14 protein-coding genes and 1 pseudogene are annotated in these 15985 nt (G+C 39.9%); 11 read left to right on the forward strand and 4 right to left on the reverse strand.

The features are described 5' to 3' along the window. Nucleotides 1–166: 166 nt before the first annotated feature. Complete coding sequence (locus AC07WY_RS19010; protein ID WP_209828095.1) at nt 167–1102, reverse strand: LpxL/LpxP family acyltransferase; 936 nt, start codon at nt 1100–1102, stop codon at nt 167–169. A 117-nt stretch (nt 1103–1219) separates the two neighbouring features. Between AC07WY_RS19010 and AC07WY_RS19015 the strand changes: the two genes are divergently transcribed. Then, on the forward strand, nt 1220–1771 hold the full coding sequence (locus AC07WY_RS19015; RefSeq protein ID WP_262084961.1) for an O-acetyl-ADP-ribose deacetylase: 552 nt from the start codon (nt 1220–1222) through the stop codon (nt 1769–1771). 37 nt (nt 1772–1808) lie between these two features. Then, on the forward strand, nt 1809–2786 hold the full coding sequence (locus tag AC07WY_RS19020) for an acyltransferase family protein (RefSeq protein ID WP_494736920.1): 978 nt from the start codon (nt 1809–1811) through the stop codon (nt 2784–2786). 126 nt (nt 2787–2912) lie between these two features. Here AC07WY_RS19020 and AC07WY_RS19025 read toward each other — a convergent pair whose 3' ends face one another. Continuing rightward, entirely contained in the window at nt 2913–3128 is a 216-nt protein-coding gene (locus AC07WY_RS19025; RefSeq protein ID WP_224964682.1) for a hypothetical protein, read from the reverse strand. A 365-nt stretch (nt 3129–3493) separates the two neighbouring features. On the opposite strand from AC07WY_RS19025, the gene AC07WY_RS19030 reads away from it, so the two are divergent. Next, a complete protein-coding gene (locus AC07WY_RS19030; RefSeq protein ID WP_494736921.1) occupies nt 3494–3943 on the forward strand; it encodes a GNAT family N-acetyltransferase in 450 nt (149 codons plus the stop codon). Between the two features lie 121 nt (nt 3944–4064). On the opposite strand, the gene AC07WY_RS19035 is transcribed toward AC07WY_RS19030, so the two are convergent. Next, nucleotides 4065–5975, reverse strand: a complete 1911-nt coding sequence (locus AC07WY_RS19035; RefSeq protein ID WP_056516899.1) for an ATP-binding cassette domain-containing protein — start codon at nt 5973–5975, stop codon at nt 4065–4067. 35 nt (nt 5976–6010) lie between these two features. Here AC07WY_RS19035 and AC07WY_RS19040 point away from each other — a divergent pair, with 35 nt between their 5' ends. The 8 genes and pseudogenes from AC07WY_RS19040 to AC07WY_RS19075 all read left to right on the forward strand — a co-directional run bounded on the left by AC07WY_RS19040 (nt 6011) and on the right by AC07WY_RS19075 (nt 15010). Further along, entirely contained in the window at nt 6011–6256 is a 246-nt protein-coding gene (locus tag AC07WY_RS19040) for a SlyX family protein (RefSeq protein ID WP_004718047.1), read from the forward strand. 123 nt (nt 6257–6379) lie between these two features. Then, the gene (gene mumR, locus AC07WY_RS19045; protein ID WP_419335550.1) at nt 6380–7288 is read left to right on the forward strand and encodes a LysR family transcriptional regulator MumR; all 909 of its coding nucleotides are present in this window, start codon (nt 6380–6382) and stop codon (nt 7286–7288) included. A gap of 331 nt (nt 7289–7619) precedes the next feature. Beyond that, a pseudogene (locus AC07WY_RS19050) lies at nt 7620–8871 on the forward strand (NRAMP family divalent metal transporter). A 35-nt stretch (nt 8872–8906) separates the two neighbouring features. After that, the gene (locus AC07WY_RS19055) at nt 8907–9665 is read left to right on the forward strand and encodes a LamB/YcsF family protein (RefSeq protein ID WP_419335552.1); all 759 of its coding nucleotides are present in this window, start codon (nt 8907–8909) and stop codon (nt 9663–9665) included. Between the two features lie 19 nt (nt 9666–9684). After that, complete coding sequence (locus AC07WY_RS19060; protein ID WP_105713966.1) at nt 9685–10491, forward strand: putative hydro-lyase; 807 nt, start codon at nt 9685–9687, stop codon at nt 10489–10491. Nucleotides 10492–10510: 19 nt separating this feature from the next. Then, complete coding sequence (locus AC07WY_RS19065) at nt 10511–12091, forward strand: 5-oxoprolinase subunit B/C family protein (RefSeq protein ID WP_419335554.1); 1581 nt, start codon at nt 10511–10513, stop codon at nt 12089–12091. Nucleotide 12092: 1 nt separating this feature from the next. Next, nucleotides 12093–13832, forward strand: coding sequence for an acetyl/propionyl/methylcrotonyl-CoA carboxylase subunit alpha (locus AC07WY_RS19070; RefSeq protein ID WP_034611657.1), 1740 nt, complete (start codon nt 12093–12095; stop codon nt 13830–13832). A gap of 140 nt (nt 13833–13972) precedes the next feature. Beyond that, complete coding sequence (locus AC07WY_RS19075; protein ID WP_419335555.1) at nt 13973–15010, forward strand: coiled-coil domain-containing protein; 1038 nt, start codon at nt 13973–13975, stop codon at nt 15008–15010. A 105-nt stretch (nt 15011–15115) separates the two neighbouring features. Here AC07WY_RS19075 and AC07WY_RS19080 read toward each other — a convergent pair whose 3' ends face one another. Further along, complete coding sequence (locus AC07WY_RS19080; protein WP_262084969.1) at nt 15116–15862, reverse strand: SDR family oxidoreductase; 747 nt, start codon at nt 15860–15862, stop codon at nt 15116–15118. Nucleotides 15863–15985: the final 123 nt, after the last annotated feature.

The raw sequence follows: 15985 nt of genomic DNA on the forward strand, positions 1-15985 counted from the left end.
TGAATTTATTATTGATAAATCTTAATTCGCTTTGTTTGATCAAGAAAGTGGGCATGTGTAACTAGACGCAGTTCGCCATGAACGATGCTATTTAGACGCCAGATGACCAAAATAAAAAAGGAGATATTTTTATATCCCCTGATCGTTAAAACAAAAACACTTAAACTTAATAGATTCTTTCGTAGCCTTTTGGACGTGTTTTAAAGCGACGATGAAACCACATATATTGTGTCGGTGCGATCCGTAGTTGATTTTCAATGATTTTATTGACACGAATCGCATCATCCATTTCATCTTCACTGGGTAATGGATCAACAGCAGGTTCAATAAGTACATGATATTTTGGATCTTTGATATCACCATCACGATAAAAATACAGTGGGATTGCGACAGCTTTTGATATTTTCAATAAACGTCGATGCGCCGTTACCGTTGCAGCGGGCGTACCAAAAAAGGGAGCCATCACCCCTTGTTTTAATCCAAAATCCTGATCTGGACTATACCAAATCGCATCACCTTCTTTCAGATGGCGAATCAATCCACGCATATCATCATGATCAATCTGCGCTTTATAAATCGTTGCACGACAACGATAAATCAGCATATCGAGTAAAGGATTATTCTGTGGGCGATACACCACATCGGGTTCAAAAAATTGTGCGCATAAATAACCACCAGCATCAAGCATGGTGCTATGGGTGCCGAGTAACAGTATGCCTTGACCATTTTGTTTGGCCTGTTGAATATGCTCTAGACCTTGGATGCTGACACGGTTTTTAAACCATTGTGGTGAATACCATGCATTTAAAGTTTCAAAGACCCCAATCATTTGATCAACAAAGACTTGTCTTGAGTTGTCGATGACTTGCTCAGGTGACCATTCTGGAAAGCAGACTTCTAAATTACGTGTTGTTGTTTCACGACGTGATTTTAGTCGATCAAAGGCAATATTGCCCAACAATGTCGCTAAGCGATACTGAATTGCCCAAGGCAAGATCGCGAGCATCATCAAAAATACAATTGCAATCCAGATTCCCCAATATTTCGGATGTAAAAATGCCCAATAAAATTTTCCAGGCTCGTATTGATGCTTTTTACTCATAGCAGTTTTGTAAATTTTGGGGAAGTTAAAACTGAAAGGAGTGTAGCATGAAGCGGTTTAAAGAAGAAAATTCAAGATGTCATTCACTCTCATTGAGGATACGCAAGGAAGCATGACGTGAAAATAATTCGGTTAATTCAAGGTGATATTACAGTTCAAAAGGTGGATGCAATTGTAAATGCTGCCAATACCTCGTTACTTGGCGGTGGTGGTGTGGATGGTGCAATTCATCGAAAAGGTGGTTCTGCTATTTTGGAGGATTGTCAAAAGATCCGAGCTCGACAGGGTGGTTGTGCAGTTGGTGAAGCAGTGATTACCACAGCGGGGTTGTTGCCCTGTAATTATGTGATTCATACCGTGGGCCCCACTTGGCAAGATGGACAGCATGCTGAAAATGAACTTCTTGAGAAAGCCTATCTCAATAGTTTAAGACTCGCTGAGCAACATCAGCTAAAAACACTGGCATTTCCGAATATTTCAACAGGGATTTATCGTTTTCCTAAATCAGAGGCAGCATTTATCGCCATAAACAGCGTGACTGAATTTTTAAGCCAGAGGAACAACTTAGAGGAAGTCAGTTTCGTGTGTTTTGATTTGGAAAATTTTAAAATCTATCGCCAGCATCTTGCTGAGATTGATCAAAAGCAAGTGCATGTTTTAGGTATATAATCGCAGTTATTCACTGACTATTTTAGACAACCTTGCGATGAGAGATACCTACTTAGACAGTTGTAAGGCAACACTGATATTTCTTGTGGTTCTCGGGCATTTTCTAGAACGCATGATCGGTTGGAAAGATCCGATTGATCATGTCTTATTAGGTACGATTTATTTTGTACATATGCCTGCTTTTATCTTTATTTCGGGCATGTTGTTTAAAGACAGTAAATGGTTTAAGAATATTTTATTTTTTGTCGCGCTCTATTTACCCTTTCAAATTCTATTTCCTGCATTTGATGCCATCTGGTCAGGTAAATTTCAGCTCAATTGGAATGTGTTTGAACGACCTTATTGGATCTTATGGTATCTATTGGGCATGATGGTATGGACAACGCTTAGCCATTTTTTGATAAAAACAAAATTTGCACTGCTGATTGCACTGATTCTTGCTTTATGTGTCGGCTTAAGCCCATGGAACAATTACCAATACTCAATCGGAAGAATTTTTAGCTTCTTTCCATTTTTTATTGTGGGTGCACTTTATGGCAAAACTATTGTCGAGAAAATTCAGCAATTTAAATTCACTCAAATTTTAGCTGGATTCATCGTGATGGGTATTGCAAGCTTGGTGTATTTCACCCAAATCAATCCATTTTGGTTATATGGCAGTTTAAGTTATCAGCAACTTAAGGTAAGTATGTGGGATGGTACTTGGATCAGAATAGGCTGTCTTTTGGTGTCGAGTTTGGGCATTTTCGCGATGTTTGCATGGACAAAATTATTAAATATTGGCTGTGTGCAACTTGGAAAAAACACCTTGGCGGTGTATTTGCTACATGGTTTTGTGGTGATGTTGATTGCACGTTATTGGCAACTGGATTTTAATATTTTTGTGGAAATTGGGATTTGTATTGGTTTATCTGTATTGATCTGCTGGATGTTACAACAGCAATTTTTTGATATTTTATTAAGAAAATTATCTTTATGGTTAATCAAACCTGTTGAAAAATTCGGTTTAAAGTAGCGAATGGATTTGAAGTGATCCAGAGCATTCGCTGAAAATTTAAAAGCTACACTGTTGGTGTAGCTTTTAAGCATGAGGATCATAATTTTATAAAGCGACAGTTTTAAAACAACGTTTTAAAGTGGATTATTTGGTTGCTGCTTTACCCTCTACTTTTTTTGCTGTTGCTGATTTTTGTGCAGCGGCATGGTGTTTTTGGCTATGACCAGCTTTATGTTGTTTTTGCATTTGATGGGTTTTAACCGCTTGAGTCGAATGCTGTGCTGGAGTTGCTGCCATTGCAGAACCTGCGAAAATTGCTGTGGTGAATGCTGCAACAAGTAATGATGTAACTTTTTTCATGATCATATTCTCACTAAATAATTCGAGATCTGAACTAGATTCGATAATCATATCTTGGTGGATTTGTATGGAAACATCATGAAGTGCTTGTAGCGAAATTCGGTATAAATGAAATGATCATTGGTAAGATGAGTGGGGAATGGTAAGTGCTTTGATTTTTTAAGTTTTATTTAATTTTAATCAGTAAAGTTTTGCCGTCATTTTAACTTGAACTAAGCCATTTAAATAAGTGCGTTTATTTTTAAAAATGAAGGAGTTTGTTATATATCATTTCAAGTATTATTTAGATAACGAAATTCTGATTACAAACTTAAGTTTAGCATTTTGATCTTTTACTGCTACTCCACTATTGGAATGCCCCTCACATGAATAAGACAATCAGAAGAGCAACCATAAAGGACTTAATTGCAATTACCCAATTGATTGCGCCTTTTATTGATGAGTTTGCAATCAATGACAGTGGGCGACAACTGTTTTGCGTAAGTATGATTGAAAAAATGCTTGAGAATCCTGAAATTCACTATTTTGTTTATAGCGATCATCAGGAGATGATCGGTGTTATTGCGTATAAGAATCCTGCCCATTTGGTTCATTTCTTTATATCGAAAGAGAAGCAAGCTCAGGGAATTGGCCGAACAATGTGGAACTTTATTTTGCAGGAGGTGAAAAAGTCTGGTGTTTCAGTATTTACGGTAAATTCAAGCTGTAATGCACAACCTGTTTATGAACGATTTGGCTTTGTGGTGAAAGATGAAACCATTGAAAATCATGGGTTACGTTATGTTCCAATGTCTTTAAATCTGGTTAATACATAAAGCTGAAAATATGTGTTGTATATCTATAAGATAATTGATCAATGTTGTTGGTTTCAATGTCGGCAGGCTCAATAAAAACTCCGCATATTTGCGGAGTTTTTATTTAAAGATTTTAGAAGAATTAACCTTTGGTCATTTCTTCTAATGCATCCCAACGCTCCATTTTTTCAAGCAGCAGTTCATCAATCTCACCAAGTCGTTGCGACGCTTTGGTGGCTGCATCTGCATCAGTCACAAACCAAGAACCATCTGCAAGTTTTGCAGTCAGTTCAGCTTGTTCTTTTTCCAAAGCTTCAATTTCTGCGGGTAATTGTTCTAAAGCGCGTTGATCTTTATAACTCAACTTCACTTTTTTAACGGCTGGTTCAGCAGGCGTCGCAGCAGCTTCCGCTTTCGCAATGGCTTTTTTTACATCACTTTTCTGATCGACAACACGTTGATCTGGGCGTTGTTCTAGATAGTCTTGATAGCCACCAATGTATTCATCGATATTGCCTTTACCATCAAATACCCAAGTTGATGTCACAACATTGTCCATAAATGCACGGTCATGTGAGATCAATAATAAAGTCCCTTTATAATCACTCAACATCTCTTCGAGTAATTCTAAAGTCACCATGTCTAAGTCATTGGTTGGCTCATCCATCACAATAAGGTTAGACGGTTTAAGCAATAACTTCGCCAAAAGGATACGGTTACGCTCACCACCTGAAAGTGCTTTTACTGGAGTACGCGCGCGTTCAGGCGAGAATAAAAAGTCTTGTAAATAGCTGTAGATATGACGGCGACCACCATTAACATCGACAAAGTCTGAGCCTTCAGACACATTGGCCATTACTGATTTTTCAAGATCTAGCGCATTACGTAATTGGTCAAAATAAGCCACTTCAAGCTGTGTACCTGTTTTTACCGAACCGCCATGTTCAAGTTCACCTAAAATGGCTTTAATCAAGGTGGTTTTACCTACACCATTATCACCGACTAAACCAATACGGTCGCCACGCAGTACTAACGCAGAGAAATCTTTAATAATTGGTGCATTATCACCAAAAGCCACACTTAAGTGTTCAATATCAAAGACCAATTTACCTGAACGATTTGCCTCTTGAGTCGCCATGCTCACTTTACCTTGTTGTGAGCGACGTGCTTTAGATTGTTCACGTAAATCTTTTAATGCACGTACACGACCTTCGTTACGGGTACGACGTGCTTTGATCCCTTGACGAATCCAAGTTTCCTCTTCAGCCAAGCGTTTATCAAACAGTGCATTCTGCTTTTCTTCAGCTTCCATTTGCTGTGCTTTTAGGTCGAGGTAGCGTGAGTAGTTACCTTCATAACTACGTAAAACACCACGATCTAACTCCACAATACGTGTCGCAATACTGTCAACAAAAGCACGGTCATGGGAAATAAATAATAGGGTGAGATTGTTTTGATCGAGTAAGAATTTCTCTAACCATTCAATACTTTCTACGTCCAAATGGTTGGTTGGTTCGTCAAGTAATAAAACGTCAGGTTGCGTCAACAATGCACGTGCTAAAAGTACACGGCGTTTACGCCCGCCTGATAAATCAGCTAAATCCGCTTCAGGATCTAAGCCCATTTTGCTCAAGATAGAATTTACTTTGGTTTCTAAGGCCCAACCATCGAGCAAATCCAGCTTATGTTGTAGGTTGCCCATACGATCACAAGCTTCCATATCACCTAATACACAAGCATCGCTGGCTTCGTGGTATTCTTTTAGGACAAGCGCGGCTTCTCCTGCACCTTCGGCAACAATATCTGCAACTTTGCCCGAATCCATCGGTACATCCTGAGCAAGCATAGAAATCGTAATACCATTTTGTAATGCAATTTCACCTTGATCAGGCAATAAACTTCCCTCAATCAGTTTGAGTAAAGTAGACTTACCTTCACCGTTACGACCAATCAGACAGACTCGTTCGCCTCGTTCTAAATTGAAGTTTGCGCCATCGAGCAGGGCAGGTCCACCAAACGCAAGTTGGACATCCCTTATAGTAATATAGGCCATACGGTTTCCTAAACATCCCACACTGAGGACTAAAAATGACTAAACATAAAAATATTGATGATCAGGCGTCATTTTCCGCACCCATAGAAGATTTGCAAGTCCGAATTGCATTTTTAGATGATTTAGTCGAACAATTAAATGATCAAGTGGCGCAACAAAGCTTGGAAATCGCTGATTTAAAAAAACAAATGCAGTTAATTTACCAACGTATAGAATCTGCTGATTTGTCAGAAGGTATTGCAGCATTTGACCCAATGACCAATCGTCCTCCACATTATTGATGCAACGGATGTGAAATATGAGTGGCTGAGGTGTGCTGAATCAGGTGTAAATTCACACATAGCAGTGATATTGGCAAAGGATTTGCATAACGCAAGCGCTAAATTTGTGGGTTAAAATGGATTATGAACTTAAAAAACCTCGAAGCATTTTATTGGGTGGTGACTTTAAACAGTTTTAATAAAGCCGCAACAAAGCTTCAAACGACACAGCCTGCAATTTCTCAAAAAATTACTGCGATTGAAAATGATCTCGGTTTTAAAGTGCTTGATCGCAGTTCTCGTCAAATCAAAGCCACGCATAAGGGCACGACCTTATTTAAATATGCTGAAAAGTTTATGCGACTGGAAACAGACTTGGTGGCTGAACTCACAGAAAGTCAGTATTTAACAGGAACGATTCGTTTGGGGGTTTCCGAAACGATTGTCCATACTTGGCTAGTGGAGTATATGGAGCAAGTCCAGCAAGAGTTTCCCAAAGTTTCCATCGAAATCGTGGTGAATTTAACTCCAGATTTACAAGAAGGTGTACGCATCGGTGATTTGGATATGGCGTTTTTACTGGGGCCAACTTTGCCTTTTGAATGTATAGAACGTTCATTGTGTGATTTTGAATTAAGTTTTCTGGCATCACCTTCATTTAAAGGTGGAATCGGGCAGATGTCATTGCGGACATTGATGTCGCATACCATTTTAACCTATCCAAGAATTACCTATCCTTATAAAGAGCTCAAAGCCAAAATGAAAGAACAGAAGATCGATGAACCGCTATCCATCACAAGTTATTCATTGGTCACATTATTACGTTTAGCTGAACAAGGTTTAGGGATTGCAGTGGTACCTAAACTAACGGCAATCAAAGAAATTTTAGATGGGCGATTGGAAATTTTGGATACGCCAATCCAATTAAAGACATTCCACTTTACCGCAATCTATACACAAGGCAATAACACCGCATTAAAAGAAAAGTTGACGGATTTAGCGGTTTTAACTTCGGAAAATGCCATGAAAAAGCTGAATAATAAAATTAGATAATGAACAATAAAACGGCATTTTATGCAGCTTTGGTTTTGATTTAAAAATTGCAAAAATATGAAATATTGATAATGAGAACTTATAGAAAGTGATAAATATTCATTATTAAATGATTTTAAAAATAATAAAAATATATAAATTCAATATCTTATGTTTAATGAATTTTGGATAAAGTCTTATTGTGACTGACCTTCGCCTATGCTTTTATTTGAAATACAGATTTGGTTCAGCATAACCAGAAAATCTTAAAAGTTTAAAGGATTAAAGAATCTCGTATTTTAGAAAAATAGATGTTCTTTGTTTCACTTGAAATAGCGTTGATTAAGCTCAAATGGATGAGGAACGCCTACATGTCTTTATTGAAATCTTCTTTTTTGTCTGACCGTCAATGGGCAATTGTTGCATCTATCTTTATGATGGCAACGTCTGCGATGGGGCCAGGTTTTCTAACTCAAACCGCTGTATTTACAGTGAAATTAGGTGCTGCATTTGGTTTTGCAATCCTAGTTTCGATCATTATTGATTATGTTGTTCAGCAAAACATTTGGCGTGTGGTTACCTTAACGCAAATGCGCGCTTCTGATATTGCCAATAAAGCCTTACCGGGGAGCGGTTACTTACTCGCATTTCTGGTCATTTTAGGTGGATTTTTCTTTAGTATCGGTAACATTGCGGGTGCTGCACTGGGCTTAAATGCACTCTTTGGGTTGGATACCAAGGTCGGCGGCGTGCTGAGTGGTGCTTTGGCAATTCTGATTTTTGCTTCCAGAAAAGCCACACTGGCGATGGACAAGAGCATGATTATTTTGGGGTTACTCAAAATCGTTTTGATCGTGATCGTTGCATTTATTGTCATGCCACCTGTGGGGCAAGCTGTTCAACAAACTTTTGCACCTGATCAAATTGATTTCGCCATCATTACAACCATTGTTGGCGGTACAGTGGGCGGTTATATCTGCTACGCAGGCGCGCACCGTTTATTGGACAAAGGTGCTGTAGGACCAGAAAATATTGATGAAGTGGCCAGAGCCGCAACCAAAGGTATTGTGGTGGTCGGGATCATGCGTTATGTATTGTTCTTGGCATTCTTAGGGGTTGTGGTCAGTGGTGCAAATATTGATTTAGCAAGTCACGATGCCAACCCAGCTGCGCAAGCATTCCAATATGCTGCGGGTACATTTGGTTTTAAACTGTTTGGTTTGATTTTTTGGGCAGCGGGAATCAGTAGCACAATTGGTGCAGCCTATACCTCTGTTTCATTTATGTCCGCATTTAAACAGAACTTAACCACTAAACATACCAACTACCTCACCATTAGCTTTATTTCTTTAGCCCTGTTGCTTTACGTGATTCTAGGTGCAACACCTGCGGGCTTACTGATCTTTGTGGGTGGTTTTAATGGTTTGGTATTACCAATTGGTTTAACGATTTTTGTCTACGTTGCGGCATGTCGTAAAGACATGATGGGTAATTATAATTATCCAAAATGGTTGCTGGTTTTGGGTGTATTAACCTGCTTACTCACATGGTGGATGGGTTATATGTCATTCACGACGGTATTTAATTACCTCACCAAGCTCTAATCAACTTCACACTCAATTGAAAAGGAATGATCACAATGTATGTCGATTTAAATAGTGACTTGGGTGAAAGTTTTGGCTCATGGAAAATGGGTAATGATGAGGAAATTTTACCTGTGGTCAGTAGCGCCAATATTGCCTGTGGCTTTCATGCAGGTGACCCGTTGGGAATATTGAAAACGCTTCAACAAGCGGTGAAGTTAGATGTCACGATTGGTGCGCATGTTTCCTACCCAGATTTGGTTGGTTTTGGTCGCCGTAATATGGATCTGTCTCAAGACGAGCTGATTGCAGATGTGCTCTATCAAATTTCGGCACTTGACGGTTTGGCAAAAGTTGCTGGCTCCAAAGTGCAATATGTCAAGCCGCATGGGGCGTTGTATAACACCATTGCCAAAGATGCTGTACAAGCCGAAGCCGTGATTGAAGCCATTAAAATGTATAACCCATCATTGGTACTGGTTGCTTTGGCTGGGTCAAATTTGGTTGCACAAGCACGTCAGGCAGGTCTAAAAGTGGTTTCAGAAGCCTTTGCTGATCGTGCTTATAACCGTGATGGCTCACTGGTTTCACGCCGTTTAGAGGGTGCTGTTTTGCATGATGCAGAGTTTGTGGCAAAACGTGTGGTTGCGATGTTAAAAAATGGCGGGGTTGAGTCAATTGATGGTGTCTTTACCCCGATTCAAGCCGATACGATTTGTTTGCATGGTGATACCGCAGGTGCACTAGAAATGTCAGCAGCGATTAAAGCTGAGCTGTTAAAAAACGACATTCAAGTTCGTTCATTTTGTGCATAAAACAATAAGGACAAAACACATGTTTAAAGAGATTAAAGTCGATCCAGTTCAACTCAAAGCGGCATTGGATGCGCGACAACAAATTCGTGCGGGTTTTGATCAACCCACTGCAGGAATGGCTGCTGGGATGACGCAAGTGAATATGATTTCTGTACCCAAAGACTGGGCATATGATTTCTTGTTGTACGCACAGCGTAATCCGCAAAGCTGTCCTGTATTAGATGTTTTGGAAGAAGGCGTATACCACTCTCGATTGGCTGCTGACTCAGACATTCGCACTGACTTTCCACGATATCGTGTTTGGAAAGACGGTGAAATGGTTGATGAGCTCACTGATGCGAGTGAGCTTTATAACGCGCATCCTGATTTAGTGACCTTTTTAATTGGCTGTAGTTTCTCCTTTGAAACAGCTTTGCAAGAAGCGGGGATTGAAGTGCGTCATATCCATGACAAGACCAATGTACCGATGTATTTGAGTAATATCGAATGCCTTTCTGCTGGACGTATTTCAGGAAATATGGTGGTTTCTATGCGCCCAATTCCTGCCCATCAAATAGCTGAGGCTGTAAAAATTACGGCGCGTATGCCGAGTGTTCATGGTGCTCCCGTACATATTGGTCATCCTGAAAGTTTGGGCATACGTGACATCAATCAGCCAGATTTTGGTGATGCCTCACGTATTGAACAGGGTGAAATTCCAGTATTTTGGGCATGTGGTGTAACGCCTCAAGCGGCAATCATGAACTCGAAAATCCCATTTGCCATTAGCCATGCACCAGGACATATGTTGATTACAGACATACCTGATCGTGCGTGGCTGCGTTAAGATAAGAAAGGATCAGTAAATGCGATTTTTATCGGTAAATTCCGACAGTTTCTTGATTGAACTTTCTAGTTTAGAAGAAACTTTGGCGTTATACAGTAAATTGCAAAATTTACACTTGAATGGAATCAAAGATTTAATTCCTGCTGCAAAAACAATTTTAATTTGTTTTAACGAAATCAAGACTGACTTTAAAACCTTGAGTGTTTTGATTAGTACTTTAAACCTTGATTCAGGTTTTGATCGCAATACGCAGGAAGTGATTATTCCGATTCGTTACGATGGCGAAGATTTAGCACAAGTGGCGGAACTGCAAGGCCTTTCTATAGCCGATCTGATATTAAAACATCATCAAAGTACTTGGGACGTTGCCTTTATTGGCTTTGCTCCAGGTTTTGCTTATATGAGTAGCCTTGATCTGCCCTTTACAGACGTTCCTCGTCTAAAAACACCGCGTAAAAAAATTCCATCAGGCTCACTTGGACTTGCTGGGCAATACTCGGGTATCTACCCAAAAGATAGTCCAGGTGGCTGGCAATTGATTGGAACAACGTCAGAAAAAATGTGGGATTTGGAGCGTCAAAATCCTGCGTTTTTACGACCAGGAATGCGGGTGCATTTTGAGGATATAACCCATCATCCTGTATCTGTGGATGTGCCCAAGAAAATCACGCCACGACAAGATTTAAATTTAAAACACCCCCTATTCAAAATCACGGCATCTGGCTTGCAAGTTTCGATTCAAGATGAAGGCCGTTTTCAGCACAGCAATATCGGTGTGGGTACAGCAGGGGCGATGGATGTCGCTTCGATGCATTGTGCCAATCGAATCGTGGGGAATCCAACGGATACGCCTGTGATTGAGGTGCTAAATGGCGGTTTAAAAGCAGTCATGCAAAATTCAGCTGTCATTAGCGTGGCAGGTGCAATTTCCAATATCCATGTGAAATTTGCAGATGGTCAAAAAGCAGATTTTGATAGCTATCAGGCGATTGCACTGGATGAGGGAGATGAATTTCAAATTCAAACGCCGAGTGCAGGGTTACGCAATTACCTTGCGGTTCGTGGTGGTTTGGATATTCAACCCGTTTTAAATAGCTGTTCTTTTGACAGTTTAGCCATTCTTGGTCCAGCCCCTTTAAAAACGGGTGATGTCATTTACCAAGGTCAAGTCGTCCCATCCAATATCAGCATCAACGAAGTGCCAAAATCCAATCTCCCATCCCTTGGCGATACGATTGAACTTGATATTGTGATGGGACCTCGAACGGATTGGTTTGAGCAAAGCAGTATTGAAAAACTGTGCAATCAAGCATGGTTAGTCACCAATGAAAGTAATCGAGTGGGATTACGTTTATCTGGGAAAGCGCCCTTAACACGTAAGATTCACCATGAATTGGAAAGCGAAGGCACATGTATTGGTGCTTTGCAGATTCCACCCAATGGTCAACCTGTATTATTTATGAATGATCACCCCTTAACTGGTGGTTATCCTGTGATTGCTTCGGTTGCCAAGCATCATTGGGATTTGGTGGCACAAATACCTGCGGATTGCCATATCAAATTTAGAAAAATCGCCGAATTTGTAGATATCGAGAACTAAGATGAACCAGCAAAAATATGTAAATGAAAAATTATTGATTGCCAATCGTGGTGAAATTGCTGTGCGTATTATCCATGCTTGTCGTGATATGGGCATTGCTTCTGTGGCAATGTATGCAGATGATGATATCGGCAGTTTACATGTCGAACTTGCAGATGAAGCATGGGGTTTGGTTGGCGCAACCGCAAAAGAAACCTATTTAAATATTGATGCCATTATTGATATTGCTAAAAAATCAAAAGCCACCATGGTGCATCCTGGTTATGGTTTTTTATCGGAACGGGCTGAATTTGCACAAGCTGTGATTGATGCAGGCTTGAAGTGGGTAGGCCCATCTCCTGAAGCAATTACCAAGTTAGGTGATAAAATTGAAGCACGTAAAATCGCTGCTTCAGTGGGTGCTCCTTTGGTACAAGGCACACAAGACCCATTGAATAATGCAGATGAGGCTTTAGCCTTTGCAAAACAATATGGCTTGCCTATTGCAATTAAGGCGGCATTTGGCGGTGGTGGTCGTGGTTTAAAAGTGGTTTGGAAGCTTGAAGAAGTGAAAGAACTCTATGACTCTGCTGTCCGTGAAGCAAAAGCGGCCTTTGGCCGTGGCGAATGCTTTGTTGAGCAGTACTTAGACAATCCTCGTCATGTGGAAGCGCAAGTGATTGCAGATCTACACGGGAATGTGGTGGTCTTAGGTACGCGCGATTGTTCTTTACAGCGTCGTAATCAAAAATTAGTTGAGGAATCTCCAGCACCATTTATCAGTGATGAGATTTACCAAGAGATTTTAACTTCAGCAAAAAATATTTGTCAGGCTGCTCAGTATGTTGGAGCAGGGACAGTCGAGTATTTATTAAGTCAAAACGGGACTTTATCATTTTTAGAAGTCAATACACGGTTGCAAGTTGAGCATCCTGTGACTGAAGAAACAGCGCGAGTTGATTTGGTGGTTGAGCAAATTCAGGTGGCTTTGGGCGAAGAGTTATCGATCAAAGAAACCCCTAAAGCACAAGGCCATGCCATTGAGTTTCGTATCAATGCAGAAGACCCTAGCCGTGGTTTTATTCCAGCATTTGGTACACTAAGTTTATTTGAAGCACCTTTTGGTCATGGTGTGCGTGTAGATACCGGCGTGCGCACAGGCTCTCTGGTTTCCAGCCATTTCGATTCTTTAATGGCAAAGCTGATTGTGACGGGGGAAACGCGTGAAATCGCAATACGCCGCGCAAAACGTGCTTTAAAGCAGTTTAAAATTGAGGGTGTGGCTTCAGTTTTAGATTTTCATCGTGCCGTGCTGAATGAGCCTGATTTTACCGACGAATTTAAAGTACATACGCGTTGGATTGAAAATGACTTTAAACAAGACTTAAAATCAACTCGACGTGCAATTCCTCAGCATCAACAAGCGATGGTTTTAAGCTATATCGAAATTGATGGGAAATTACATCGTCTAGGCTTACCTGCAGGGATGTTTGCTCAAGGTGCAGTTCAGGTGGAGCAACAACCAGCGCAAAGCACAGAGTTAGCACTTCAACCTGAGCACTTACAAGCGCCTATAAACGGTGCAATCATTGCTTGGAAAGTCCAAACTGGTGAGCAAGTGAGTGCAGGGCAAGTTGTGGCAATTATGGAAGCCATGAAAATGGAAGTTCAAGTTTTGGCACATCAAAGTGGTCAAATTGAATTGCTGAAAGAAGTCGGGAGCACGTGTCAGGCTGATCAAGTGATTGCAACCATCCAATGATATTTATCTTTAAAATCTAAAGCTTATATATTTAAGTCAGATGGAATTGGGAATTTAGGATTAAATTTCCAATTTTATTTGACCTTTTGTTGAAAGCTGGTTGTAATGCTTGCCACTGTTCAGTTGCAAACTTTTTGACCATGCCGAATAAAGCTGTTCTTCTCGATCTTGAAAATAATATGCCTACAGCCAAAATGCTGCGGGAGATTATTGAACATTACCCAACACTCTATCTTTTCAATTGTACGGGGCAATTCCAGTACTCACTGGAAGATTTAACTGAATTTTCAGGCTGGGTGAGCAGTGGTCAGGTGGTGATTTTAGAAGTACCGAATGCATCTGAAAAAGAATATGAATATGCAGTTGTGGTGGGGCAATTATTGGCATTATTAGAGCCAGAGATGCAGATTGAGGTCATTTCTGCGATGCCAAGTTGTTCCTTATTGTTGGATCTGATGCGTAGTGCTGATCTAGCGTGTAGTTTTATTCAAGTCGAATCAACGTTGGAACGTCAACGCAACAAGTACTCGATACCTAGTCTACAAACCATTCAAAATAAGCCGTATTTGCAAATGGTTAAAAAGTATTGCGATGCCTTGGGAGAGATGACAGGCAAACCGAATACCATTGAAAAATTAAAGAATTCTATTGTGAATATTTTACAAGTTGTGCCAGAAAAAGCTCAGCATCTGGTCGGCATGTTAATTAATTTAAAAATTGTCAAACGCTTTGATGATCAGGTGGCTTATCGTAAAAAAGTCTTGAAACAATGGACAAGTCTCGATATCGACAAGCCTGTTTCAGCGTATCCAACTGAGACGGAATCCGCAGCACAACCCAATATCAAACTTGAAAAAATTGATCAAATTTTAGAAAAATTACGTATCGATTCAGATCAGGTGTTACAGGAAATGGATCAGCAAGACTCAGTGAGTGCAGTACATCAGGTTTTGTTTAAAAACTTTGCCAAAATAGATCCAGTGCAAATTGAAGTTATTCATAAATTGAATAATTTAAAAACCGATAAACCTAAAGATATTTATGAGTTGCGTGATTTATTGGAGCAAATGTTTCCAAAATCAGATATCCGTTTATTGCTTAAAGAATTGATTGAAAAAGGCTATATTTATTGGAATGGTCATGAAGTTGTTTATAGCCATGAAATGTATTTAAATTAGGGCGATTTTTAAGCTGCTCAGAGCAATATAAAAAAGCGCTTAGATTTGGATATTTAGCGCTTTTTTATTAAGCCATACACTATAGTTTTATAACTTTGCTTATGCTTATAAATTTGCTACGCCACCATCGACCAAAAGTTCGCTACCGACAATAAATCTAGCTTCGTCAGAAGCAAGATAAATAAAGGCATTGGCAATTTCGACTGGATCTGCCAACCTTTGAATTGGCACAAGATTTTCAATACTGGCTTTGAGCTGTTCAACTTCAGCAGGCGTACTCGCAACTTTGTTGAGGGCAGGGGTTAAGGTTGGTCCTGGTGAAAGTAAGTTAAATCGTATTTTCTGGGCTAAAAGTTCTCTAGATAAGGTCTTGACCAAAGAGCGTAAGGCGATTTTTGAAGCGGCATAAACGCTACTTTTCTCTAAGGCGATATGAATACTGGTCGAACCACATAAAATCACTGAAGCATGGGGCTTGATCATTGGAAGTAAGCGTTGTATCAGAAAAAATGGACCTTTTACATTGGTATCGAAAATCGCATCGAATTGTTCAACAGTCCATTGTCCAAATGCTTCATGGCTAACACTGCCTGCATTGATATAAATTACATCGAATTTAATGGATAATTGTTGCATTTTTTCAATGAAATGATCTTGTGATGCTAAGCTTGAGTGATCACATTGGATGCCCAAACTTTGGCTGCCGAATTGTTCTTGTGTCAGTACAATTTGATCTGGATTTCGGCCAGTAAACACAACAAAAGCACCTTCTTGTATTGCGCGTTGTGCTGCTGCAAAACCAATTCCACTGGTTGCGCCAGTAATTAAAACCGTTTTATCCTTTAATCGCATGTTTTTCACTAAAATGTCTACAAACCCTTATATTGTGAAAATTTATTTGCCAAAGTAAGTACTTACCAACTGGTGACTTAGTCGTTGTTTGGTTTGAAATGGACTAAACTCAAAGGCTATAAA

This window comes from Acinetobacter sp. GW821-FHT01C12 (assembly GCF_059422625.1).